Here is a 22440-nt window from a genome sequence, read left to right as displayed (position 1 = left end):
CGCTCATGCAGCCCGAACGGGCGTTAGCGCGCAAAGGAAGTAATCAGGCCCGGACCTCGTGGGAGGACCAAGCTTCGGTCACCGTACGGGTTTGGGACAATGAGATCACTTGATCACCTCCTTTCGACTGTTGAACAGGGAGGTTGAAGGTAGGATCGCTTCGGGCCTTTCGCAAAGCCCCCTTCCGCATTTCGTGATCGCGTCCCGTCAGGGACGGCCCAGGGTCTTGACGACCGCCCCGGCCGGCGCCCGCTCGGCCACCTGCTCCGCGTCGAACATCTCATAGATGCCGGATCGCCCCTCGTTGCGGATGCGATAGGTCCCCGTCAGCGCGACATGATCCTCCACCCAGGTCGCGCCCAGCGAGAAGCTTATCGTGCGATTGCCGCTGGTCAGGAAGAAGTCGCTGGGCGAACGCGGCGGCCGTGTCGTCGTTGACCACGCCCCGGATCGCATGCCCCGGCGTCTGCGCCGAGGCCGCGCCGGTCAGGACCGCGCAGACCATGACCGCCGCGGCGATGACTGGGAAAGTTCGCATTCCGGCTCTCCGTTCGGCGGCCACGCAGGCCGCGCCTTCAGCCTGTCGTCAATCCGCGTCGGGCAGCGGCGTCAGGGTGACCTTCAACCCCTCGAACATCACCCCGTCCGGCCCTTCGTGGCCGATGACCACCCTGGCGGTTCCGCCGCGCCGGATCACCAGGTTCGGCTCCACCGGCTGGGCGTCGCCGTCCAAGATCGAGATCGACAGGGCCAGGCTGTCTTCATCTCCGTCGCCCTGAACCGGCGCCAGGGAGGCGTTCATCTCGAACAGGCCGTCGACATCCTGCACCGTGACGTTGGCCGATCCGTCCTCGACCAGCACCGTGCGCGCCGCGACCGTCTGCACCCCGGCATGGACGACCGACAGATCGAGCGCGTAACGGCCGCTCCCTTCGGCCTGCGCCGGACCACCGGCGGCGAGAAGGAGGGCGGCGGCGATGGCGCTGAACATGGGTCGTCTCCGGTCTGGCCCGACGCCGTTCGTCGGATTCGCCGACCTTCAGCCTAACGTCGTTCGCTTCGCTCTCAAGTCGAAAGCCGCCCGTCCGACAACCAAAAACGCCGGGGAGCGAACTCCCCGGCGTTCTCAGGCCTAGTTGCGGAACAGCGACAGAAGGATCTGCGGCGACTGGTTGGCGATGCCCAGCGCCTGCACGCCCAGCTGCTGCTTCGTCTGCAGCGACTGGAGCTTGGCGCTTTCCTTCGCCAGATCGGCGTCCACCAGGTTCCCCACTCCGGATTCCAGCGCGTCCGTCAGTTTCCCGACGAAGGTGCGATGCGTGTCCAGAGCCTTCGCCTTCGTGCCCAGACGCGCCAGCGCCGAGGACACGTTGTCGATCGAGGCGTTCACCAGACCCAGGGCCGTGGTGGCCAGGGTCGAGGTGCCGATGGTCGTGGTCGTCGCGACGGTGACGCTCGTCGAACCCAGCGACAGCACCTCGGGGGTGACCGTCATGGATGCGGTGCCTTGCGCGTTGGCCAGAGCCTGGAAGCCGGTGGCGCCGGTCTTCAGAAGGTTCACCCCGTTGAAGTCGGCGTTTGCGGCAACCGTGTTGATCTGGTCGCGGATGGCTTTGAAGTCTTCGTTCAGCGCTTTCCTCGATGCCGTCGACAGCGACTTGTCGGTCGCCGCCAGTGCCTTCTCCTTCAGTTGCAGCAAGAGATCAGAGATGCTCTCGCCGGCCGCCAGTGCCACGTCGACCGCCGAAACGCCGCGGTCGAGCGAAGTCTTGACCGCCCCCAGGGCGCCGATGTCGGCCCGTTGACCCTGGGCGATCGCCCAGATGGCCCCGTTGTCCTTCGCATTGGAGACCTTCTTGCCCGTGTTGATGCGGGTTTGAGTGGCCGCCAGGTCGGCGTTGGTGGCGTTCAGTTGTTGCAGCGCGATGAGCGCGCCGGCGTTGGTGTTGACCGAGTTGGCCATGGTGAAGTCCTTCCATTCTGGTCGGGGTGACGGCCTTCTGGCCGATGAACCGGTTCTGGTCCTGCGCGCGGTCTCGCAAGGACCGGGCCGGACCGATCAGATTGAAAGGATTGGGAAAGTTCTGGCGGAGCTTCGGCGCTCGGCAATTTCTCGCCGGTCAGCGCCGCACTTTGCCCACCCGGCAGACGCTTTTAGGCGGCCTGTTGACCTTGGGGCGCCAGGCCCTGCATGATCGAGCGATTGATGTCGATCAGGGGTTCGAAATCCTCCTCGCCGCGCATCACGGCCGAGGAGTGACGTCCGACGAACAGGCTGATCGAGATGATCTGGGCCTTCAACGGATTGTTCAGTTGGTTGGCGCTGTCCGAGCAATCGGTGGCCAGCACCGACCACAGGCGACGGTTCCAGTCCAGGGCGTCGATCCGGGTCTTCACGTCCGACGGATCCACGCTGGCGGCGTGCATCAGGGCGCGCGTCACCTGGCCGAACAGACGGTATTCCATCTCGCGCGGCGTTTCCGTGCGCGTCGACGTCTGGGCATAGGCCTTCAGCATCAGGTCAGGCTTTCCTCGTAGTCGACGATCTTACGGGCGCTCATCAGGGCCTTGTAGTATTCGCGCGACATGACGTGCTTCGACGTCTGGACGCACTCGGCCATGATCTCGGGGTTGCGCGTGGCGCTCATGAACTCGGTCAGGCGGGTGACGAACTCGTCGTAGACCTTGGGCGCGGCGCTTTCGTCCAGGTACATCATCATGACCGGGAAATAGATGCGCTTGGCCGGGGTGGTGACCTCCTCGACCTGCATGATGTCCTTCTCGCGCAGGACCGAGGCCTTGTTCTGCAGGATCAGGACGCCGCGACGGTCGCCGTTCTGCACGACGGCCCCGTTCAGGACGAACTTCTCCCCGGGCTTCAAGGACAGCTTCAACGGCATGGGGTGCGCCTCCTTAGCGCCCGCTTGGCCCTGACATAGCCCAACGGTGACTGACGCAGGCTAAACAGCCGTGGTTAACCATGTGCTATTGAGGCGTTAGGTATTGCTCCGGTCGAGACATCCTTTCGCGCGCCGAGACCGCCCATGCCTGTCGTCGATCCCACCCCTTCCGAACTGGCTCTGGGCCATATGCCGATGGCCCAGGGGGCGGCGGGCGACTCGGCCTCTCCCGCCGCCATCCGCCGCCTGTCGCACGCCCTCTCCGACAAGAAGGGCGCCAACCTGAAGGCCCAGAAGAAGGCCATCGAGTCCCTCAAGGCCGCCGTCGCCTCCATCCGGGTCGGCGACTACGACGCCGGCGCCCGCCGGGCCTTGGCCATCCTCCAGGTCGACGAACAGAACGGTCTGGCCTGGCACGTCCTGGCCATCTGCCGCGAGAAGGCCGGCCACCTGTCGGAGGCCCTGAACGCCTACGACGCCGCCCTGCGCGTCCTGCCCGAGGACGCCAACATCGCCCACGACCTGGCGCGTCTGGCCCAGCGCCTGGGCCACCTCGAGATCGCCGAAAAGCTGCTGCGGAAATTCCTGGCGGTGGAGCCCGGCCACATCGAGGGCACCAACAACCTCGCCTGCGTCCTGCGCGACCAGAAACGCTATCAGGAAGCCATCGACACCCTGCGCGACCTGATCCAGATCGAACAGACCAACCCGACCCTTTGGAACACCCTCGGCACCGTTCTCAGCGACCAGGGCCAGATGAAGGAATCCCTGACCTTCTTCGACGAGTCCCTCCGGCTCGATCCCGCCTTCGCCAAGGCCCGCTACAACCGCGCCAATGCGCTCCAGCCGCTGGGCCAGGCCGAACAGGCGCTGGAGGATCTGAACGCCGCCCTCCCCGGCGCGGAGACCCCCTACGAAAACGCCATGATGCGGATGGCCAAGGCCATGACCCTGATGGGCATGGGCCGGCTCAAGGAAGGCTTCGACACCTACGAGGTCCGTCTGGACCCCGAGATGCCCGAGGCCATGCACGTCGTCGTCGACTGCCCCCGCTGGGACCCGACGACCGAGGACCTCACGGGCAAGCGCCTGCTGGTCGTCGGCGAACAGGGCATCGCCGACGAGATGGTCTTCGGCGGCTGCCTGCCCGACGTGATCGAGGCCGTCGGCCCGACCGGCAAGGTCTTCATCGCGGTGGAGGCCCGTCTGGTGGATCTCTACCAGCGCAGCTTCCCCACCGCCGTCGTCGGCTCCCACCGCGCCGTCCGCATCGAGGGCCGCCTGACCCGCTACTGCCCCTTCATGGAGGAGATCGGCGAGCAGGAGGGCAAGGCCGACCATTGGGTCCCGATGGCCAGCCTCTGCGCCGTCTATCGCCAGGACCTGTCCGACTTCCCCGACCGCGACGGCTATCTGGTCCCCGATCCCGAAAAGGTCGCCCGCTGGAAGTCCGAGCTCGAGGCGCTGGGTCCCGGCCTGAAGATCGGCCTGCACTGGAAGTCGCTGGTCCTGACCGGCGTCCGCGCCCGCTACTTCTCCAGCTTCGAGCGCTGGAAGCCGGTCCTGACCGCGCCCGGCTGCGTCATGGTCAATCTGCAATGCGGCGACGTCACCGAGGACCTGGCCGCCGCCGAGGCCGCCGGGGTGAAGATCTGGACCCCGCCCATGAACCTGAAGGACGACCTGGACGACCTGGCCGCCCTGTCCAATGCGCTGGACCTCGTCATCGGCCCGGGCATCGCCGGCACCAACATGGCCGCCGCCTCGGGCGCCCGCACCTGGCTGGTCCACGCGCCGGACGACTGGCACCTGGTCGGCACCGACCGCTACCCCTTCTACCCCCGCGTCCGCACCTTCGCGACCGGCGGCTTCGACGGCTGGCCGCGTGCGATCGCGGAAATCCGGGCGGCGTTGGAAGAAGAAGTCTAGCCCCTCTCCCCTTGCGGGAGAGGGAGACGGCGCACGAGCGCGCAGCGATCGTCCTCGCGCCGTCGGGTGAGGGGTGAAACCCATTCTGACCGAGGCATCCCAATCGTCACCTCCCCATCGAAGATGGGGTTGAGGAACGATCGCATCGCGATCGGACGAGCAGGCCGCGGGCAGCGACCAGGAGGGGGCGATGGGGTCTCACCGAGCGAGCACCCGCCAGCCCAACCCGTGCACCCCAGCGAAGGCCGGGGTCCAGATGGAAGTCTCTGCCGCCTCGAGCAGAGGGATCGGTGCGCGATCCGGGCCGACTGAATCCTTGATCTGGACCCCAGCCTTCGCTGGGGTGCACGGATGATGGAGCGTCGAAGTTGGCAAAGCATCCCCCGATTTCGCCAACGATTCCAACGCCCCGAACTTTTAAGACCCCTTTTCCTTAACGCCCCCAATTCCTCCCGTATCCTCACAGACGTCCCACCGCGTGGGGAAGGCGTCCTGGGCCCAGGACCCGGACGTGCGGCGGGGTCGATCGCGGGGTTGCCGGGGGAGCTGAAGTCCCCCGGGTCCGGCGGCGCACTGGGCGCCGTCGCCCGTCGTGGGCTTAAGAGGCGGAATCGGGACGAACCGGGTGGAAACCAAGGCGGCGGGCGAATGGGCTCCGCCGCTCCCGGCTAGGAGCTTCCCTCCCCCGCGCAGCTTGCGAAAACCGGTCGAGCGGAGCCAGGCGACCACGCCGAAACTCTACACACAGGCTGGCGTCGGCGACGGCGTCCGCCACGGTCCCGGGCGAGATCGCCCACGGCTCCGCCGCTTCCCCATACCCGTTCGCAGCGGAAGGACGATGTCGGCTGTCCGACAGGCGGAACGCCCGCCAAAGCCCCGGCGTTGAACCTCCACAACAGGGAGGCGACCATGCCTGACATCGACCAGTCCGAAGCCTTCGACGAAGACAACAACGACGTCTCCGAAAGCGGCGGCGTCACCAATGAATACAAGACCTTCGAGGAAATGCCTGAGGTTCTGGACGTCACCTCCGCCGACGGCGACGCCGACGAGGACGACTTCGACGAGGACGATCAGGACCTCGACGACACCCTCAGCGCCGACGGGGTCGAGCCTGATGCCGACGCCCAGTACGGCCAGGACGGCGCCCGCATCAACGAACTGGATCTCGGCGCCGACGCCCCCGGCGAGGGCGAGGTCGAACTGGTCTATTCCGGCCTGATGGAAGACTCCCGCGGGGCCCAGGCCTCGGCCGCCCACTGGGAGGCCAAGACCCTGTCCGACGACGACATCGAAGACCTGGGCTACGGCCCGGAAGGAGAAGAAAAATGAACACTGCCGCCCCCAAGGAACGCGGTCCCGACCACGACCCCGACACCCCTCACGCCCGCAAGGCCGAACGCCTGCACGGCAAGCCCGACCAACTGACAGAGGGCCACGACGCCGCAGAGGACCGTCAGGAGGCCCTGGTCGACGAGGGCATCGAAGAGACCTTCCCCGCCTCCGACCCGGTCTCGGCCAAGAAGATCAGCTGAAACTGATCGTTGTTAACCGGCCGCGCCCTCGGTAGTCGTGGTTCGAAACCACGGAGCATCCGATGTCGCGGCCGCAAGACCGGTTCGAGGGCACCTCGAACTATATCGCCACCCAGGACCTGAAGATCGCGGTCAACGCCGCCGTCGCCCTGGAACGGCCCCTCCTCATCAAGGGCGAGCCCGGCACCGGCAAGACGGTCCTGGCCTATGAGATGGCCCGGGCCCTGAACGCCCCGCTCATCACCTGGCACATCAAGTCCACGACCAAGGCCCACAACGGCCTCTACGAATACGACGCCGTCAGCCGCCTGCGCGACTCGCAGCTCGGCGAAGAGCGGGTCAAGGACGTCCGCAACTACCTCAAGCCCGGCAAGCTCTGGGAGGCCTTCACCTCCGAGACCCGCCCGATCCTCCTGATCGACGAGATCGACAAGGCCGATATCGAGTTCCCCAACGACCTCCTGCAGGAGCTCGACCGGATGGAATTCTACGTCCACGAGACCGACGAGACGATCCGCGCCGCCGTCCGTCCCATCGTCGTCATCACCTCGAACAACGAGAAGGAGCTGCCCGACGCCTTCCTGCGCCGCTGCTTCTTCCACTACATCCGCTTCCCCGACGACGAGACGATGAAGGCGATCATCGAGGTCCACTTCCCCGGCATCAAACCGCGTCTGGTCTCGGAAGCCCTCAAGACATTCTACGAGATCCGCGACACGCCCGGTCTGAAGAAGAAACCCTCCACCTCCGAACTGCTGGACTGGCTGAAACTCCTGATGGTCGACGACGTCCAGCCCGAAACCCTGCGCGAGACCAGCCCCAACAAGCTGATCCCGCCGCTGCACGGCGCGCTTCTGAAGAACGAACAGGACGTCCACCTCTTCGAGCGTCTGGCCTTCCTCAATCGTCGCGAGGGGTCGCGCCCCGGCGTTTGAGAAACGGCGCATTCCCGACACGCCACGGACAGATATCGTCAGATCGATTACCGCGATTTCACTGGAATCGTCACAGACACTGTTCAAGATGAAGGCCTGAAGAGGAACTCCTGGATGCGACTGCTTCTCGCCACCATCTGCACAGCTTGCCTGATGACGGCGGCCTGCGACGGCGACTCCGTGCGGATCTCCACGACCACGACCGACACGGGCGCCAAGGGCGTGCTGAAGGTCGTCGACACCCTGCAATGCCCGGAAACCATCGGCGTCCTGACCCGCAAGGGCACGGCCCACGCCGGGGGCACGACCTGCCTCTACACCGGCCCGCGCGGCGCCGAGGTCTCGCTGCAACTGATCGCCCTGACGGATCAGGGCGCCGACGCCGTCCTGCGCCGCCTCGAAAACGCCCTCTCGGCCGACATGCCCCACACCACGGCCGAACTGCGCGCCTCGGCCGATGCCGCCCGCGCCCAGGCCTCCGCTGACCAGGCCCAGGTTCAGGCCGACATCGCCGCTACCGAAGCCGACAAGGCCCGCGCCGAGGCGGACGCCGCCGCCGACCGGGCCAGCGTCCGCGCCCCCGGCATGGCCATCGACGCCCAGGGCGACCGCGCCACCGTCCGCCTGCCGGGCATGAGCGTCGACGCCAACGGCGACAAGGCCAGCGTCCGCATCGGCGGCTTCTCCATCAACGCCGACGATTCGACCGGCGAGGCCCGCATCACCTCCTCCGACGAGAGCGTCAGCGTCCAGGCCCACGACAACGCCGCCGAGATCCGCACTAATGCGCCCGGCGACGCCACGCGCCGCACCTACCTCCTGACCGACAGCCGTCCCGCCGATCAGGGCTGGCGACTGGTCGGGTTCGAGGCGCGCGGCCCCGTCGGCGGCCCCATCGTCATCGCCACGGTCCACGCCAAGGACCGCGACTCGGACGGCGTCTTCGACTCCGCCAAGGACCTCGTGACCCTCAACGTTGGGGAATAGGGCGCCCTTCGGCTTGATCCCGCGTTCCGGATGGGTCACCTGACCTGCCGTTCGCCGATTGGACTTCGCCTTGGCCGTTCCGCCCGCCCCTCGTTCCTCGAAAACCCCCGCGCCCCGCGCCTGGCAGCGCATGCTGTCGGGCCGCCGCCTGGACCTGCTCGACCCGTCGCCCTTCGACATCGAGATCGAGGACATCGCCCACGGCCTGGCTCGCGTCGCCCGCTGGAACGGCCAGACTATCGGCGAGCACGCCTTCTCGGTCGCCCAGCACTCCTGCGTCGTCGAGGAGATCGCCGCCCACATCAAACCGGGCCTGGAGCCCAAATGGCGCCTGGCCGCCCTGCTCCACGACGCCTCCGAATACGTCATCGGCGACATGATCTCGCCCTTCAAGGCGGCGCTCGGCGTCAGCTACAAATCCTTCGAGGCCCGCCTGGAAGACGCCATCCACGTCCGCTTCGGCCTTCCGCCCAAGACGCCGGTCCAAATCAAGAAGCTCATCAAGAGCGCCGACCGGGCCTGCGCCTATTTCGAGGCCACCCAACTGGCCGGCTTCAACGAAACCGAGTCGCTCGGCTTCTTCGGCGCCCCGCCTCCGGGCTACGACCTGGTCATCGACCCCCTGCCCGCCTCGGTCGCTCAGCAACGCTACCTCGAACGCTATCGCGTCCTCGCCGAGGCCGTGGGCATCCTGCCCGCCGCCGACGCCTGGCATACGGAATAGCGGCATGAGCTGGGGCGGAGAGCACGGCGTCCGGATCGGCCTGTCCGCCGTCGTCATGGCGCTCCGCTCCGGCCGCCTCTGCGTCCTGACCACCGAGACGCCGGACCACGAACTGGCCCTCCCCTTCGGCCCCTTCGACCCGGCCGAGGACCGCACCTTCGAACGCGCCCTGCGGTCCTTCGTGACGGCCCAGACCGGCTTCGGCCTCGGCTTCGTCGAACAGCTCTACACCTTCGGCGACGCGGGTCGCGCCGCCCCTCGCCGCACGCCCGGCCCGGACCGTCAGCGCGAGGTCTCCGTCGGCTACCTCGCCCTGACCGCCGACGCCGTCGACATGGCCCCGCCCGGCGCCCGCTGGACGCCCGCGCTCGACATCTTCCCCTGGGAAGACCGCCGCAACGCCCCCAAGGCGCTCAAGGACATCCTGACCGCCCTGACGGCCTGGGCCGCCGGCGACGCCAACCGCCTCGAACGGATCGAGGCTCTCTTCCCCGCCACGGCCTCCGCCCGCTGGGACGAGACCCGCGTGCTGGAACGTTACGAACTCCTGTACGAAGCCGGTCTGGTCGCGGAGGCCGCCCGCGACCGCGACGACGCCACGCCGCTCGACCTCCACGACCGCCCCATGGCGTCGGACCACCGCCGCATCCTCGCCACGGGCCTGGGCCGTCTCCGCAGCAAGCTGCGCTACCGTCCGGTCCTGTTCGAACTGACGCCGGCCACCTTTACCCTGTCCGCGCTCCAGACCGCCGCCGAGGCCGTCGTGGGCCTGAACCTGCACAAGCAGAACTTCCGGCGCAGCGTCGAACGCACCGGTCTGGTCGAGCCCACCGGCCGCCTCTCCACCGGCACCGGCGGCCGCCCGGCCGAGCTCTTCCGCTTCACCGGCGCCGGCCCCCGCGACGGCCAGGCCCCCGGCCTCGCCCTCCCCACGCTGCGCTAGAAAATTTGACTTCGGAAAATCGTCCGAACCCGCTTGCGGCGCGCCCCCGACCCCATTAGAGAAGCCGCTCGCTTCGACCAAGCGTACGACGGCCCCGCGGAGAGGTGGCAGAGTGGTCGAATGTACCGCACTCGAAATGCGGCGTGCCTTTACGGGTACCGTGGGTTCGAATCCCACCCTCTCCGCCATTTCCTGAAAAACAGCCGTATTAACAACGGCCCACTTCAGGACTTGGCTGTCACCAGCCCAAACTGGTACCATTTACTGGTCCACACCGATCACGGCGTGGGCCTGCGTCATGTCGTCGAAAGCACGAGATGACGGCGACTGGGGTTCGCCGCGTCACGCGGAAGCCGTCCCCGCACCTTCTTTTCAGGAACGGCATCTATTACCTGCGCGTGCGGGTGCCGGTCCATTTGAAGGCGCGGATCGGTGCCTCCGAGATCCGACGGTCCTTAGCCGTCCATCATCCTCGAACAGCACAGGTTCTCGCCGCCCGATACGGCGCGCGCGTGTTTGAAATGTTCGAGATGCTCAGTCACCAATCCGCTTCCAAGGCCGAGACCCGGCGTCTGATCGAAGGCTGCTTCGCGGGTCTCAGAGACACCGCCGACCTTGGCTTTGTCCCTCGCACCAACCAACCGGATATCGAAGTCGAAGAACAACGAGACCTCTCTCTCGGTCGCATCCGAGCGCTCGAAGAGCAGGTTGGTCAACATGCAACGTCTTCTGCTCGGCGCCTCCAGCGCCGCCCTCGCCCTGGCCGCGGCGCTCCCCGCATCGGCCCAGGTCGTCTCCCATGAACAGACCACGGCCGTCGAAGACGTCGTGGTCACCGCCCAACGCCGTGAACAGAACAGCCAGGACGTGGGCATCGCCCTGAACGTCCTGGGCGGCGAAGAACTGAAGGAAAAGGGCGTCTCGGTCGTCAACGAGATCGAGAACATCGTCCCGAACGTCGAGGTCGACAGCCAGTTCGGCGGCGGCCAGCCTCAGTTCCGCATCCGCGGCATCGGCGCGACGCAATACTCGGCCAACAACACCTCGTCAGCCGGCATCTATGTCGACGAGGTCGCCCACCCCTACACCGTGACCACCCAGGGCGCGATGTTCGACGTGGCGCGGATGGAGATCCTGCGCGGACCGCAGGGCACCCTCTATGGCCGCAACTCGACCGCCGGCGCCGTCAACATCATCACCAACGCCCCGACGACGGAGTTCCGCGCCGGCGCGACCGCCGAGATCGCCAACTATGACCGCTTCATGGTCGAGGGCTATGTCTCGGGCCAGATCGCTCCGGGCCTCCTGGGTCGCCTCGCCGCCGTCACCGAACAGGGCGGCGCCTGGCAGTTCAGCCGCGATACCGGCGAAGCCCTGGGCGACAAGGACAAGAGCGCGATCCGGGGTCGTCTGACCTGGGACGTCAACGAGACCGTCACCGCCAACCTGACCGCCACCTATATGGTCGACAAGTCCGACGGCCTGGGCCTTCGCCTGCGCGGTCCCTATGCGCCAGCGACGCCGGCGCTGGGCCCGACCATCCCGACCGACCAGGCCTGGCGCATCACCGGCTGGCAACTGTCGCCGGCCCTGGCCGCCGTCTCGGGTCGCAGCGTGGGCGACAAGCCCGGCCGCGACAATGAAGGCTTCGACCTGAACGCCCGTATCTCGGCCGATCTGGACTGGGCCGAACTGACCTCGCTGACCGCCTACCAGACCTTCAGCCGTTCGGAATACAACGACTGGGACGGTACGCGGTACCAGGAGTCCGACGTCTACTTCTACAACGACCTGGACGTCTTCTCTCAGGAACTGCGTCTGGCCTCGACCGGCGAGGGTCGCTGGAACTGGCTGGTCGGCGCCCACTATGCCGACGAGAGCATCGACGGCGGCTTCTACACCCAGTTCCGGGGTTTGGCCGGTCTGATCAACACGCCCTACGACCAGAGCGTGATGGCCACAGGTCTCTTCACCCACAACAGCTTCGCCTTCACCGACCGCTTCCGCCTGATCGCCGGCCTGCGCTTTGAATATGAAGAGCGCCAGCTATCGACCTCGGGCACCACGGTCGCCCCGGCCGTTCCCGGTCCGGTGCGCGACTACGATCAGGAGATGTCGGAAGTCAGCGGCCGCGTGGGTCTGGAGCCGCGCTCGCTCTCATCCTTGCCGGTTGCGCGGCGGCGCCCGCCCCCGCCCCGACCTTCTGGGTCGGTTTTCGCGACCACCCGCACGGCTACCTCACGGCCGAGACCGCGCCGAACGCCGCCAATTTCCTGCCGCCCCGCCCGCCGCCGGGTCTCTACGGGAACAGGACGACATCGCCCAATATCGCGCGACCCGCGCCCTCGCCGGCACGCCGCGCTGGGATCAGGCCCGCGCCGACAACGAGATCGAGACCCCATCCGCGCCGCGCATCTTCGATGAAGCCCTGGGCATCACCTTCACGCCCGAGCGGATGCCGACCCTGACCCTGATGCTGGGCCGGATGCTGGGAGACCTCGAAACCATCCAGACGCCGGCCAAGCGCGGTTACTTCCGCCCTCGCCCCTTCGTGACGGAACCGGCCGAGACCTGTTTCCCGCCCGAACCCTGGCTGGCCTCCAGCGGCTCCTACCCCTCGGGCCACACCGCGCTCGGCTGGGCCTGGGCTCTTGTGCTGGCGGAGATGGCGCCCGACCGCGCCGACGCCATCCTGGCGCGTGGCCTCGCCTATGGCGACAGCCGCATGATCTGCGGCGTCCACTACGCCAGCGACGTCGAAGCCGGCCGCATCGTCGGCGCGGCCATGGTCGCGGCCCTCAAGGCCGACCCGGCGTTCCGGGCCGATTTCGCCGTCGCAGCTCGCGAACTCGCCGAGGCCCGCGCGGCCGGCCGTTGAACGTCAGGATGACCAAGCGACCGGCAGACTTCCTGGGTGGCGGTGACGATGACCTCGTCCAGCATGGACGCATCGTAGCCGGCCGCGTCCTGCGCAAGAGCCAAAGCCCCCGCGGCTCAGGCCTCATGCGCCCCAGCTTTGGGGACCTCAGCCGCCCCGGTTCTTCACCAGATCGTCCACCACCGACGGATCGGCCAGGGTCGAGGTGTCGCCCAGCGAGCCCAGACCGTTCTCGGCGATCTTCCTGAGGATACGCCGCATGATCTTGCCTGACCGGGTCTTGGGCAGGCCCGGCGCCCACTGAATGACGTCGGGGGCGGCGATGGGGCCGATCTCGTGGCGGACCTGGGCGACCAGGGCCTTCTTGAGGTCGTCGGTGGCCTCGACGCCCTTGTTCAGGGTGACATAGGCGTAGATGCCCTGTCCCTTGATGTCATGAGGGAAGCCGACGACGGCGGCCTCGGCGACGTCCTCGTGCAGAACAAGCGCGCTCTCCACCTCGGCCGTGCCCATGCGGTGGCCGGAGACGTTGATGACGTCGTCGACCCGGCCGGTGATCCAGTAGTAGCCGTCCTCGTCCCGGCGACAGCCGTCGCCGGTGAAATACTTGCCGGGATAGGTCGAAAAATAGGTGTCGAAGAAGCGCTGGTGATCGCCCCAGACCGTCCGCATCTGACCGGGCCAGCTGTCGGTGATGCAGAGGTTGCCGCTCGTGGCCCCCTCCAGCACCCCGCCCTCGGCGTCCACCAGTTGCAACTCCACGCCGGGCAGAGGCTTGGTCGCCGATCCGGGCTTCAGGTCCGTGGCGCCGGGCAAGGGCGCGACCAGGGCGCCGCCGGTCTCGGTCTGCCACCAGGTGTCCACGATGGGCAGGCGGCCCTCGCCGACCACCTCATGATACCAGCGCCAGGCCTCGGGGTTGATCGGCTCGCCCACGGTGCCGAGCAGGCGCAGCGACTTGCGGCTCGTCGACTTCACCGGCTCATCGCCGTCGCGCATCAGGGCGCGTAGGGCCGTGGGGGCGGTGTAGAAGACCTCGACCTTGTGCTTGTCCACCACCTGCCAGAAGCGGCGGTTGTCCGGATAGTTGGGCACGCCCTCGAACATCAGGGTCGTGGCCGCGTTCGAAAGCGCGCCGTAGACGACATAGGAGTGGCCGGTCACCCAACCCACGTCGGCGGTGCACCAAAAGACCTCGCCGGGGCGATAGTCGAACACCAGCTCGTGCGTCCACGACACCCAGAACAGATAGCCGCCCGTGGTGTGCAGCACCCCTTTGGGCTTACCCGTCGAGCCGGAGGTGTAGAGGATGAACAGCGGGTCCTCGGCGTTCATCGGCTCGCAGGGACAGTCGTCGGCGACGGTCTTCACCGCCTCCTCGAACCGCACGTCGCGGCCATCGACGATCGGCACGTCGGCGCCGGTGTGGGCGATGACCAGCACCTTTTCGACCGACACCTTGGTCAGGGCCTCGTCCACATTGGCCTTCAGCGGGATGACCTTGCCGGCGCGCAGGCCCTGATCGGCGGTGATGACGACGGTGGAGCCGCAGTCCTCGATCCGGCCGGCGATGCTGTCGGGCGAGAAGCCGCCGAAGACGACGGAGTGGACCGCGCCGATGCGGGCGCAGGCCAGCATGGCGACGGCGGCGGCCGGGACCATCGGCAGATAGATGGTGACCCGGTCGCCCTTCTTAACGCCCATGTCCTTCAGGACGTTCGCCATGCGGCAGACCTGGCGATGCAGTTCCGCATAGGTGAGGGCGCCCGACACCGACGGGTCGTCGCCCTCGAACAGGATGGCGGTCTGGTCGCCCCGCTCGGCCAGATGCCGATCGATGCAGTTGTACGCGACGTTCAGGACGCCGTCCTCGAACCAGCGGATGTGGAAGTCCGCCTTGTCGAACGAGACATCCTTGATCTTCGTCGGCGGGGTGAACCAGTCCAGACGCTTCGCCTGTTCGGCCCAGAAGGCCTCCGGGTTCTCGCGGGCGGCGATGCGCGCGACCTCGTATTGGGCCTTGTTCATGTGGGCCCGCGAGGCCCAGTCGGCGGAAACGGGGTAGAGATCCTGGTCGGTCACGCAGCGCCTTGAAGGTTAGAAGCCATATTTGGCGAAGAGGGTCAGACGGGTCATGTCGCCCGAGAGTCCGTTCTCGAGCTCCCGCTCACCGAAGCTGAGCTCGGCCCCGAAATCCAGCGCCGTGACGGGCGACCAGATCAAGTTGCCGCGAACACTATAGGCCGACTTGTTCGTGGCCAGGGTCACGATGGCCGCGTCGTTGTCCACGTTCTGGAAGCTGTAGATGAAGTTGGACCGCCATTGGGGCGACCAGACGCGGCGATAGGCGGCGAACCCGGCCGTCAGCGGAATGGCCTCCAGCCGCCCCGTCGAGGTCAGGACCGCATCGTTGGTGAAGTTCAGGCCGACATAGCGGCCGATCCCCTCACCGCCCGACAGCATGATCCTGAGGTCGTCGGTGGAGCCGATCTTGATCTTGGCGGCGGCCGAGACGCCCCAGCCGGTCGTGCTTTCGTCGATGGCGCCGACGCCGGTCGTCTCATAGGCCAACTGGCGCACGATGCCGGAAATGGACGCCTCGCCCCACGGCCGGACGACGGCATAGCGGGCGGTCACATCAGGCAGGGAGTTGTCGTCGGCGATGATCCGCGCGCCGGTGTTGAACGTCGTCAGGGTCGTCTCGGGGTTCTCCACCGAGATCGAGAACGGGCCGCGCGTGTAGCGGATCTGGGCCTGACGGGCGAAGACCGTGCCTTCCGACGGACCGATGTAGTCGGCAGTCTCGGGCAGGACGCCGATGTTCTGGAAGTTGGTCCACTCCTGACCGAACAGCCAGTTGTCGATGGTGACGAAGGCCCGGCGCAGCGACAGGTTCGACGGGCTGGTTGTCCGCTGGTCGCCCGCGCCCGGCAGGACCTGGAAGTCCATCTCCACGCGCGTGCCGACGCGGTGGCCGCCGATGGCGCCGTCCGACGTCAGCCAGAACCGGGTCTGACGCGCATTGAAGTCGGCGGCCGCGCCTTCGTCCGCGCCGCCCACGGGGATCGCCCCCGGAAGGTAGAAGTCCCGCATCAGGTCGCCGTTGGCCGGGTCGCCGCCGGAATAGCTGCTGAGACTGTAGTCGGCCTTCACGAAGCCGCCGAACTTCAGGGTGTTGTTGCCAACGCGGAAACCGTCGGAGGGAGCGGCCGGCGCGGGCGCGGGAGGCGCGGCGGCCTGGGCCTGTTCGATGCGGATGATGTCTTGGGCCACCGCCTGATGCTGGACCGTCTGTTCGGTCCGGCTCGTCTGAACGGCGGCCTTCAGTTCGTTGAGCTGGGCCTCCAGCTGGGCGATCCGCGCCTCGAGCGCGGCGGTGTCTTGTGCCTGGGCCTGGGCCAGTCCCGGTGCGAGCGACAGGGCGATGGCGGCTGAGCCGGCGAGCAGTGCGGCCTTCATGGTCATTGGCGTCCTCCCGGGCCCATCTGATGCGGGCCTCATGCGGTCACCTTCCGGTCGCTCTCTCTTTGGAGCCATTAGCCATTGGTCTAGTTTCGACCAAAGTCGGGGGGTGGCAGAGTGGCGCATGGATAAGCGGCGCCAGACCGCGACCGGCATGGGAGACAAGGATTTGGACCGTATCGTCGTCGCCGACGACCACCCCCTGTTCCGGGCCGCCCTGGGGTCCGCCCTGGCTCGCGCGGCGCCGGGTGCGACCATCGAGGAGACCGCCAGCCTGGCCGGCGCGCGCGAGGCCCTGGGCGGCGGTCCGGTCGATCTCTTGCTGCTGGACCTGAAACTGTCGGACAGCGAAGGCTTCGCCGGTCTGGCCGAGGTGCGCGGCGACTTCCCCGCCGTGCCGGTGGCCGTGGTCTCGGCCAGCGAGGACGGACCGACCGTGCGCCGCGCCCTCGCCTTCGGCGCGGCGGGCTTCATCCCCAAGTCCGCGACGCTTCAGGAGATGGTCGAGGCGCTGGAGGCGATCCTCGCCGGCGACAACTGGTCCCCGCCGATCCCCGAAGCCGACGAGGACGAATCGATGGAGGCCCGCATCGCCAGCCTGACGCCGTCGCAGCTGAAGATCCTGATCGGCCTGCAGCAGGGTCGGCTGAACAAGCAGATCGCCTACGACCTCGGCGTCACCGAGGCGACCATCAAGGCCCACCTGACCAGCGTCTTCCGCAAGCTGGGCGTCCACAACCGCACCCAGGCCGTCATCGCGGCCCAAGCCCTGGTTCTGGAAAGCTGAACCACGAAGACGACGCGGCGTCCGTGCATGTCCCCCCGGACAGCGGCCGCGTCGTCCCGTCGTGTCGACGCGCGCAGGACTCGGGGTTGATCGCCCCGCCGTCAACGAAAAGAATCCGTACTACTTTCGGAAGGTTGGCGAGTTGAGCTGATGTCCCGAGAACGAGAGGTGTCGCCGCCTAACGCTGACGGCGGCTGAGGAAGGCTTTCAGCGAGGCCGGACGCACCGGCTTGGACATCATCACCGCCCCTGCCGCGGCGGCCCGCGCCTGCAGCGCCTCGTCCGCGTCGGCGGTGATCAGGGCGATGGAGCGCACGCCACGCGCCCGCAGACCGGCCACGACCGTCAGCCCGTCCGGCCCCTCGCCCAGATGTAGATCGACCAGGGCCGCATCGACCGGGCCGGAAGACGCCAGGGCCTCGGCCGCATCCGAGGCCGTCGCCACCGTCGCGCCCCACCGCTCCAGCAGGGCGGTCAGACCGGACAGGATGGCCGGCTCGTTGTCCACGCAAAGGACGCGCAAACCCTTCAGCGAGGCGCCCTGCGCGGGCTTGGGCGTGGCGGCCATCGGGGTCTCGACCGCGACCGCGCGCGGTGCGGTGACGGAGAAGGTCGAACCTCGCCCCGCCTCCGACCTCAGATCCAGCTGATGACCCAACAGGTTCGCCACGCGCCGGACGATGGCCAAGCCCAGCCCTGCACCCGGTTCGTCGCCGCCCCGTCCAGGCAGTCGGGTGAACTCGTTGAAGATGGCGCCCTGCTGCTCCGGCGCGATGCCCCGGCCGGTGTCGTGGACCTCGATCCGCAGGGCCTCCTCGGCCCTCCTCGCGCCGATCAGGACGACGCCGCTGTCAGTGTAGCGGACCGCATTGCCGATCAGGTTCTGCAGCAGCGACCGCAGCAGGTCCCGATCCGAGGCCACCCAAAGACGCGACGGCACGATCCGCAGCTTCAGACCCTTGGCGCGGGCCAGAGGCGTGAACTCCCGCCGCAGGTCGGCGAACAGGGCCTCGAGCGAGATCGGCACGACCTCGGGCCGCACCCCGCCGGTCTCGAGCCGCGACAGGTTCAGCAGCGCCTTCAACAGGCCGTGGGCGCTCTCGATGGAGCGGTCTGCATTCTCGGCCAGCGTCCGTGATCCGCCGTCGGCGGCGTCGTCCTTGAGCGCGGCGATGAACAGGCGGGCGGCATGCAGCGGCTGCAACAGGTCGTGGCTCGCCGCCGCCAGAAACCGGGTCTTGGAAGCCGTCGCCTCTTCCGCCGCCTGCTTGGCCTCGGCCAGCCGTTCGGTGCGGTCCGCCACCCGCGCCTCCAGCTGTTCGTTCGCCTCCTCCAGCGCCTGGGCCGCGCGACGCAGTTCGGTGATGTCGGTGTAGGAGGTGACATAGCCGCCCCCGGACATGGCCGCCCCGGTCGACTTCAGGATCCGCCCATTGGGCTGGGCGCGCTCATGGTCGTGCGGCGCGCGCCGGCGAAGCGCGTCCAGCCGCCGCTCCACCCAGGCCTCCATGTCGTCAGCGTCGACCACCTCTCCGCGCTCGGCGTTCAGGCGATAGACGGCCGCCACCGGCTGACCGACATGGACGAAACCGGTGGGCAGGTCGAACAGCTCGATATAGCGGGCGTTCCAGGCGATCAGACGCAGGTCCTCGTCCACCACGCTGACGCCCTGGTCGATATTGTCGAGCGTGGCCTGAAGCAGTTCGCGGTTGAACTGGACCGCCTGCGACGCCTCGTCGAGCATCCGCACCACGTCCTCCGGCGCCCGCCCACCCCCGGCCAGGGCGGCCGAGATGACCCGGCGGGCCGAGGACGCTCCGACCGCGCCGGCCAGCATCCGTTCGGCGGCCCGCGCCAGACCCGCATCGGCCGGATCGGCATCCTTCAGCAACCGCCCCGCCTCTCGCCCATAGGCGGCGAAGGAGCGCTCGGCCCCGGCGTCCCCGACAAAGCGGGCGACCAGGGTCTTCAGATCCCCGACCGAGGCGCCCGACGGCGTCGTGCTGCGCTCGCGCCAGTCCAGGCTGACCCGGTCCACGAAGGCGCGGGCCTGAACCCGGTCGATCAGCCGGGGCTCGGCCGCGCGCGACACCAGGATATAGCAGGCAAGATTGGCGCCCAGGCTTAGGAAGACGCCCAGCGGCAGGGGGTCGGCCAGATGCAGCAGGCTCATCTCCGCCGCGCCCAGGGCCGCCGCAATCTGGGGCATGGCCAGCAGCAACAGCCAGACGGCCGAGCCCACGGTGATGCCGGCGATCGCCCCCTTGGCGTGGCCGCCCCGCCAGAGCACGGCGCCGAACAGGGCCGGCGCCAGCTGGGCCAGGGCCGCGAACGACGTCAGGCCGATGGACGCCAGGCCGCTGGATCGGTCGGTCGCCTGGAAATAGAGCCAGGCCAGGAACAGGACGACGCAGATGACGACACGCCGCACCTGAAGGATGGCGCCGGCCATGTCCGACGCGTCCTCCCGCGCCCGCCACCGGTCGCGCGCCAGAAGCGGCAGGATCAGGCTGTTGGAGGCCATGGCCGACAGGGCCACGGTCTCCACGATCACCATGGCGGTCGCGGCCGAAAAGCCTCCGACGAAGACCACCGCCGTCAGCGTCTCCGCCCCCTGCTGGAACGGCAGGGCCAGGACGAACAGGTCCGGATCGGCGATGTCGGCGTAGAGACCGCCCGCCGCCAGCAGAGGCGCCACCGCCACCGACGTGACGATCAGATAGATCGGAAAGACCCAGCGCGCCCTGCGGATATGGCTGGGCTCGGCCGCCTCCACGAAGCCGACGTGGAACTGACGCGGCAGGCAGAAGATCGCCAGGGTCGCCAACAGGGTGATGGCCACGAACCGTCCGTCGATCACCGGCATGGCCGCGAGTTCGCCCAGCGAGTCGATGGCCTCGCCCGGCTCTGGCGTCCCGAACAGCATCAGGGCGGCGAAGACGGCCACGGCCACCAGCGCCGCCAGCTTGACCACCGACTCCAGGGCGATGGCCTGGATCAGCCCTCTGTTGTGCTCGGTCAGGTCGGGCCGGCGCGCGCCGAACAGGATGGTGAAACCGGCCAGGACCACGGCGATGACGCTGACGGTCAACTGCTCCGAGCCCGCCACCGCCGTCCCTTCGGTCAGCAGCTGCCAGGCCATCGACAGGGATTTCAGCTGAAGCGCGATATAGGGCACCGACCCCACGATGGCGACGCAGGCGACGAGCGCCCCCAAGGTCTGGCTCTTGCCGTAGCGGGACGAGATGAAGTCGGCGATCGAGCCGATGTTCTCGCGCCGAGCCGCCGCCGCGATCCGCCTCCAGATCGGGAACAGGACCACGATCCCGAGCACCGGCCCCAGATAGATGGGCAGGTACTCCCACCCGTTCCGCGACGCCGTGCCGACCGCGCCATAGTAGGTCCAGGAGGTGCAGTAGATGGCCAGGCTGAGCGCATAGGCCCACGGCCCGAACCTGCGTCCCGGCGCGGTCGGTCCGCGCCGCTCGCCGCGCCAGGCGATGGCGAACAGCACCGCCATATAGGCGGCCACCAGCGTCAGGATGAGAAGAGCGTACATCGCGGTCATCTAGACGGGCTCGGAGGCGTGCTCGCAAGAAAAAGGCGGGCCGATCCGAAGACCGACCCGCCCTTGGCTCGGGGAGGAGCGTTTCGTCAGGCGTTCAGGTCGACGTCCTTGCCTTCCTTCACGAGGAGGAAGCCCAGGACGACGGTGCCGACCGCCACGATGATCGGATACCAGAGGCCTGAGTAGATGTTCCCGGTCGCGGCCACGATGGCGAAGGCCGTGGTCGGCAGGAAGCCGCCGAACCAGCCGTTGCCGATGTGATAGGGCAGCGACATCGAGGTGTAGCGGATGTTGGTCGGGAACATCTCGACCAGGGCGGCGGCGATCGGGCCGTAGACCATGGTCACGTAGAAGCCGAGGATGAACAGGATGGCCACGACCATCGGCTTGTTCACCAGGGCGCTGTCGGCCTTGGCCGGATAGCCGGCGGCGGTCAGGACGGCGCCCAGTTCAGCGTCCCAGGCCTTCTTGGCGTCGCCGAACTCGGCGGCGGGCATGGCGTCGCCGCGGAAGCTCGCGATGACGGCCTGGTCGCCGATGCGAACCTCGGCCACCGTGCCGGCCGGAGCCGCCAGGTTGGTGTAGGTCACGCCCGCTTTGGCCAGGTAGGATTTGGCCAGGTCGCAGGAGTGGTTGAACACCGTCTTGCCGACCGGGTCGAACTGCACATTGCAGTCGGCGGGATCCGCATAGACCGTGATCGGCGCAGAAGCAGCGGCGGCGGCCAGACGCGGGTTGGCGGCCTCGGTCAGGGCGTTGAACAGCGGGAAATAGGTGATCGCCGCGATCAGGCAGCCCGCCAGGATGATCGGCTTGCGCCCCACCTTATCCGACAGCCAGCCCCAGAAGATGAAGAAGGGCGAGGCCGCCAGAAGCGCGATGGTCAGCAGGATGTAGACCAGGGTAGCGTCGACCTTGAGTACCCGCTCCAGGAAGAACAGGGCGTAGAACTGGCCGGTGTACCAGATGACGGCCTGACCGGCGGTGAGACCCAGAAGGGCGATCAGCACCAGCTTCAGGTTCGGCCACTTGCCGAAGCTGTCCTTCAGCGGGGTCTTGGACCCCTTGCCCTCGGCCTTCATGCGCTTGAACGACGGGCTTTCCGACAGCTTCAGACGGATCCACAGGGAGACGCCCAGCAGCAGGATCGAGACCAGGAACGGCACACGCCAGCCCCACTCGGCGAAGGCTTCCTCGCCGACGGCCAGACGGACGCCCAGGATGACGACGAGGCTGAGCACCAGACCGGCCGTGGCCGTGATCTGGATGAAGGAGGTGTAGAAGCCCCGCTTGCCCTGGGGGGCGTGCTCGGCGACGTAGGTGGCGGCGCCGCCATACTCACCGCCCAGGGCCAGACCCTGGATCAGGCGCATCAGCACCAGGATGATCGGTGCGGCGATGCCGATGGCCGCATAGGGCGGCAACAGGCCCACCACGAAGGTCGACAGGCCCATCAAGAGCATGGTGACGAGGAAGGTGTTCTTGCGACCCCACAGGTCGCCCAGACGCCCGAAGACGACGGCGCCGAACGGACGCACGGCGAAGCCGGCGGCGAAGGCCATCAGGGCGAAGATGTAGCCGGTGGTCTCGTTCACGCCCGAGAAGAACTGGACCGTGATGATCGCAGCCAGCGAACCGTACAGATAGAAATCGTACCATTCGATCACGGTGCCGACCGATGAGGCCAGGATCACGAGTTTGTCGTTCTTGTTGACCTCGTGATCGGGCTCCACCGGCGCGCCGATGGTGGTGTCAGTCATTCGTGTTGCCTCCCAGCAAGGTCGTTATCGAC

Annotated in this window: 20 protein-coding genes and 1 tRNA gene; 12 read left to right on the top strand and 9 right to left on the bottom strand. The window is 67.7% G+C overall.

Going from position 1 to position 22440, the window contains the following annotated elements; genetic code table 11:
• Nucleotides 1–207: 207 nt before the first annotated feature.
• The 5 genes from ACETK8_RS08245 to flbT form a co-directional block, all read right to left on the bottom strand.
• Entirely contained in the window at nt 208–456 is a 249-nt protein-coding gene (locus tag ACETK8_RS08245) for a hypothetical protein (protein ID WP_374039025.1), read from the bottom strand.
• Nucleotides 457–586: 130 nt separating this feature from the next.
• A complete protein-coding gene (locus ACETK8_RS08240) occupies nt 587–991 on the bottom strand; it encodes a hypothetical protein (protein ID WP_374039024.1) in 405 nt (134 codons plus the stop codon).
• Nucleotides 992–1132: 141 nt separating this feature from the next.
• A complete protein-coding gene (locus tag ACETK8_RS08235) occupies nt 1133–1963 on the bottom strand; it encodes a flagellin (RefSeq protein WP_374039023.1) in 831 nt (276 codons plus the stop codon).
• Nucleotides 1964–2154: 191 nt separating this feature from the next.
• On the bottom strand, nt 2155–2520 hold the full coding sequence (flaF, locus tag ACETK8_RS08230) for a flagellar biosynthesis regulator FlaF (RefSeq protein WP_374039371.1): 366 nt from the start codon (nt 2518–2520) through the stop codon (nt 2155–2157).
• Entirely contained in the window at nt 2517–2900 is a 384-nt protein-coding gene (gene flbT, locus ACETK8_RS08225; RefSeq protein ID WP_374039022.1) for a flagellar biosynthesis repressor FlbT, read from the bottom strand. Before flbT ends, flaF begins: the two co-directional genes overlap by 4 nt.
• A gap of 144 nt (nt 2901–3044) precedes the next feature.
• Between flbT and ACETK8_RS08220 the strand changes: the two genes are divergently transcribed.
• From ACETK8_RS08220 to ACETK8_RS08170, 11 genes are all read left to right on the top strand, one after another.
• Nucleotides 3045–4829 (top strand): tetratricopeptide repeat protein, encoded by a 1785-nt coding sequence (locus ACETK8_RS08220; RefSeq protein ID WP_374039021.1) that lies wholly within the window; start codon nt 3045–3047, stop codon nt 4827–4829.
• Between the two features lie 909 nt (nt 4830–5738).
• Nucleotides 5739–6161, top strand: coding sequence for a hypothetical protein (locus ACETK8_RS08215; RefSeq protein ID WP_374039020.1), 423 nt, complete (start codon nt 5739–5741; stop codon nt 6159–6161).
• Nucleotides 6158–6364, top strand: a complete 207-nt coding sequence (locus tag ACETK8_RS08210; protein WP_374039019.1) for a hypothetical protein — start codon at nt 6158–6160, stop codon at nt 6362–6364. Before ACETK8_RS08215 ends, ACETK8_RS08210 begins: the two co-directional genes overlap by 4 nt.
• A 62-nt stretch (nt 6365–6426) precedes the next feature.
• Nucleotides 6427–7299 carry an AAA family ATPase gene (locus ACETK8_RS08205; protein WP_374039018.1) on the top strand — a complete coding sequence of 291 codons (873 nt, stop codon included), beginning with the start codon at nt 6427–6429 and terminating at the stop codon, nt 7297–7299.
• Between the two features lie 114 nt (nt 7300–7413).
• Complete coding sequence (locus ACETK8_RS08200; RefSeq protein ID WP_374039017.1) at nt 7414–8286, top strand: methyltransferase type 11; 873 nt, start codon at nt 7414–7416, stop codon at nt 8284–8286.
• A gap of 130 nt (nt 8287–8416) precedes the next feature.
• Nucleotides 8417–9010 (top strand): YfbR-like 5'-deoxynucleotidase, encoded by a 594-nt coding sequence (locus ACETK8_RS08195; RefSeq protein WP_374039370.1) that lies wholly within the window; start codon nt 8417–8419, stop codon nt 9008–9010.
• 4 nt (nt 9011–9014) lie between these two features.
• Nucleotides 9015–9953 carry an NUDIX hydrolase gene (locus ACETK8_RS08190; protein ID WP_374039016.1) on the top strand — a complete coding sequence of 313 codons (939 nt, stop codon included), beginning with the start codon at nt 9015–9017 and terminating at the stop codon, nt 9951–9953.
• A gap of 98 nt (nt 9954–10051) precedes the next feature.
• Nucleotides 10052–10141, top strand: a tRNA-Ser gene (locus tag ACETK8_RS08185).
• Nucleotides 10142–10270: 129 nt separating this feature from the next.
• Nucleotides 10271–10756 (top strand): DUF6538 domain-containing protein, encoded by a 486-nt coding sequence (locus ACETK8_RS08180; protein WP_374039015.1) that lies wholly within the window; start codon nt 10271–10273, stop codon nt 10754–10756.
• The gene (locus ACETK8_RS08175; protein ID WP_374039014.1) at nt 10671–12377 is read left to right on the top strand and encodes a TonB-dependent receptor; all 1707 of its coding nucleotides are present in this window, start codon (nt 10671–10673) and stop codon (nt 12375–12377) included. Before ACETK8_RS08180 ends, ACETK8_RS08175 begins: the two co-directional genes overlap by 86 nt.
• Before the next feature lie 31 nt (nt 12378–12408).
• Entirely contained in the window at nt 12409–12831 is a 423-nt protein-coding gene (locus tag ACETK8_RS08170) for an acid phosphatase (protein ID WP_374039013.1), read from the top strand.
• Nucleotides 12832–12978: 147 nt separating this feature from the next.
• Here ACETK8_RS08170 and acs read toward each other — a convergent pair whose 3' ends face one another.
• Both acs and ACETK8_RS08160 read right to left on the bottom strand, forming a co-directional pair.
• On the bottom strand, nt 12979–14859 hold the full coding sequence (gene acs, locus ACETK8_RS08165) for an acetate--CoA ligase (RefSeq protein ID WP_374039369.1): 1881 nt from the start codon (nt 14857–14859) through the stop codon (nt 12979–12981).
• Between the two features lie 69 nt (nt 14860–14928).
• Nucleotides 14929–16296, bottom strand: a complete 1368-nt coding sequence (locus tag ACETK8_RS08160; protein WP_374039012.1) for a DcaP family trimeric outer membrane transporter — start codon at nt 16294–16296, stop codon at nt 14929–14931.
• Nucleotides 16297–16417: 121 nt separating this feature from the next.
• On the opposite strand from ACETK8_RS08160, the gene ACETK8_RS08155 reads away from it, so the two are divergent.
• The gene (locus ACETK8_RS08155) at nt 16418–17080 is read left to right on the top strand and encodes a response regulator (protein WP_374039011.1); all 663 of its coding nucleotides are present in this window, start codon (nt 16418–16420) and stop codon (nt 17078–17080) included.
• 178 nt (nt 17081–17258) lie between these two features.
• On the opposite strand, the gene ACETK8_RS08150 is transcribed toward ACETK8_RS08155, so the two are convergent.
• Nucleotides 17259–20639: a PAS-domain containing protein gene (locus tag ACETK8_RS08150; RefSeq protein WP_374039010.1), complete on the bottom strand. Its 3381-nt coding sequence runs from the start codon at nt 20637–20639 to the stop codon at nt 17259–17261.
• A gap of 95 nt (nt 20640–20734) precedes the next feature.
• Nucleotides 20735–22408, bottom strand: a complete 1674-nt coding sequence (locus ACETK8_RS08145) for an MFS transporter (RefSeq protein ID WP_374039009.1) — start codon at nt 22406–22408, stop codon at nt 20735–20737.
• Nucleotides 22409–22440 lie beyond the last annotated feature (32 nt).

The sequence above is a fragment of the Brevundimonas staleyi genome (assembly GCF_041893865.1).
Lineage (GTDB): Bacteria > Pseudomonadota > Alphaproteobacteria > Caulobacterales > Caulobacteraceae > Brevundimonas > Brevundimonas staleyi.
The sequence above is the reverse complement of the archived record's forward strand: the minus strand, read 5'-3'. Positions and strand labels throughout refer to the sequence as shown.

Excerpts from the sequence above, each read along its gene's own strand:
- ACETK8_RS08245 (WP_374039025.1), bottom strand. The coding sequence starts at position 456 with ATGCGATCCGGGGCGTGGTCAACGACGACACGGCCGCCGCGTTCGCCC.
- ACETK8_RS08240 (WP_374039024.1), bottom strand. The coding sequence starts at position 991 with ATGTTCAGCGCCATCGCCGCCGCCCTCCTTCTCGCCGCCGGTGGTCCG.
- ACETK8_RS08235 (WP_374039023.1), bottom strand. The coding sequence starts at position 1,963 with ATGGCCAACTCGGTCAACACCAACGCCGGCGCGCTCATCGCGCTGCAA.
- flbT (WP_374039022.1), bottom strand. The coding sequence starts at position 2,900 with ATGCCGTTGAAGCTGTCCTTGAAGCCCGGGGAGAAGTTCGTCCTGAAC.
- ACETK8_RS08220 (WP_374039021.1), top strand. The coding sequence starts at position 3,045 with ATGCCTGTCGTCGATCCCACCCCTTCCGAACTGGCTCTGGGCCATATG.
- ACETK8_RS08215 (WP_374039020.1), top strand. The coding sequence starts at position 5,739 with ATGCCTGACATCGACCAGTCCGAAGCCTTCGACGAAGACAACAACGAC.
- ACETK8_RS08210 (WP_374039019.1), top strand. The coding sequence starts at position 6,158 with ATGAACACTGCCGCCCCCAAGGAACGCGGTCCCGACCACGACCCCGAC.
- ACETK8_RS08205 (WP_374039018.1), top strand. The coding sequence starts at position 6,427 with ATGTCGCGGCCGCAAGACCGGTTCGAGGGCACCTCGAACTATATCGCC.
- ACETK8_RS08200 (WP_374039017.1), top strand. The coding sequence starts at position 7,414 with ATGCGACTGCTTCTCGCCACCATCTGCACAGCTTGCCTGATGACGGCG.
- ACETK8_RS08195 (WP_374039370.1), top strand. The coding sequence starts at position 8,417 with ATGCTGTCGGGCCGCCGCCTGGACCTGCTCGACCCGTCGCCCTTCGAC.
- ACETK8_RS08190 (WP_374039016.1), top strand. The coding sequence starts at position 9,015 with ATGAGCTGGGGCGGAGAGCACGGCGTCCGGATCGGCCTGTCCGCCGTC.
- ACETK8_RS08180 (WP_374039015.1), top strand. The coding sequence starts at position 10,271 with ATGACGGCGACTGGGGTTCGCCGCGTCACGCGGAAGCCGTCCCCGCAC.
- ACETK8_RS08175 (WP_374039014.1), top strand. The coding sequence starts at position 10,671 with ATGCAACGTCTTCTGCTCGGCGCCTCCAGCGCCGCCCTCGCCCTGGCC.
- ACETK8_RS08170 (WP_374039013.1), top strand. The coding sequence starts at position 12,409 with ATGCCGACCCTGACCCTGATGCTGGGCCGGATGCTGGGAGACCTCGAA.
- acs (WP_374039369.1), bottom strand. The coding sequence starts at position 14,859 with ATGAACAAGGCCCAATACGAGGTCGCGCGCATCGCCGCCCGCGAGAAC.
- ACETK8_RS08160 (WP_374039012.1), bottom strand. The coding sequence starts at position 16,296 with ATGACCATGAAGGCCGCACTGCTCGCCGGCTCAGCCGCCATCGCCCTG.
- ACETK8_RS08155 (WP_374039011.1), top strand. The coding sequence starts at position 16,418 with ATGGATAAGCGGCGCCAGACCGCGACCGGCATGGGAGACAAGGATTTG.
- ACETK8_RS08150 (WP_374039010.1), bottom strand. The coding sequence starts at position 20,639 with ATGTACGCTCTTCTCATCCTGACGCTGGTGGCCGCCTATATGGCGGTG.
- ACETK8_RS08145 (WP_374039009.1), bottom strand. The coding sequence starts at position 22,408 with ATGACTGACACCACCATCGGCGCGCCGGTGGAGCCCGATCACGAGGTC.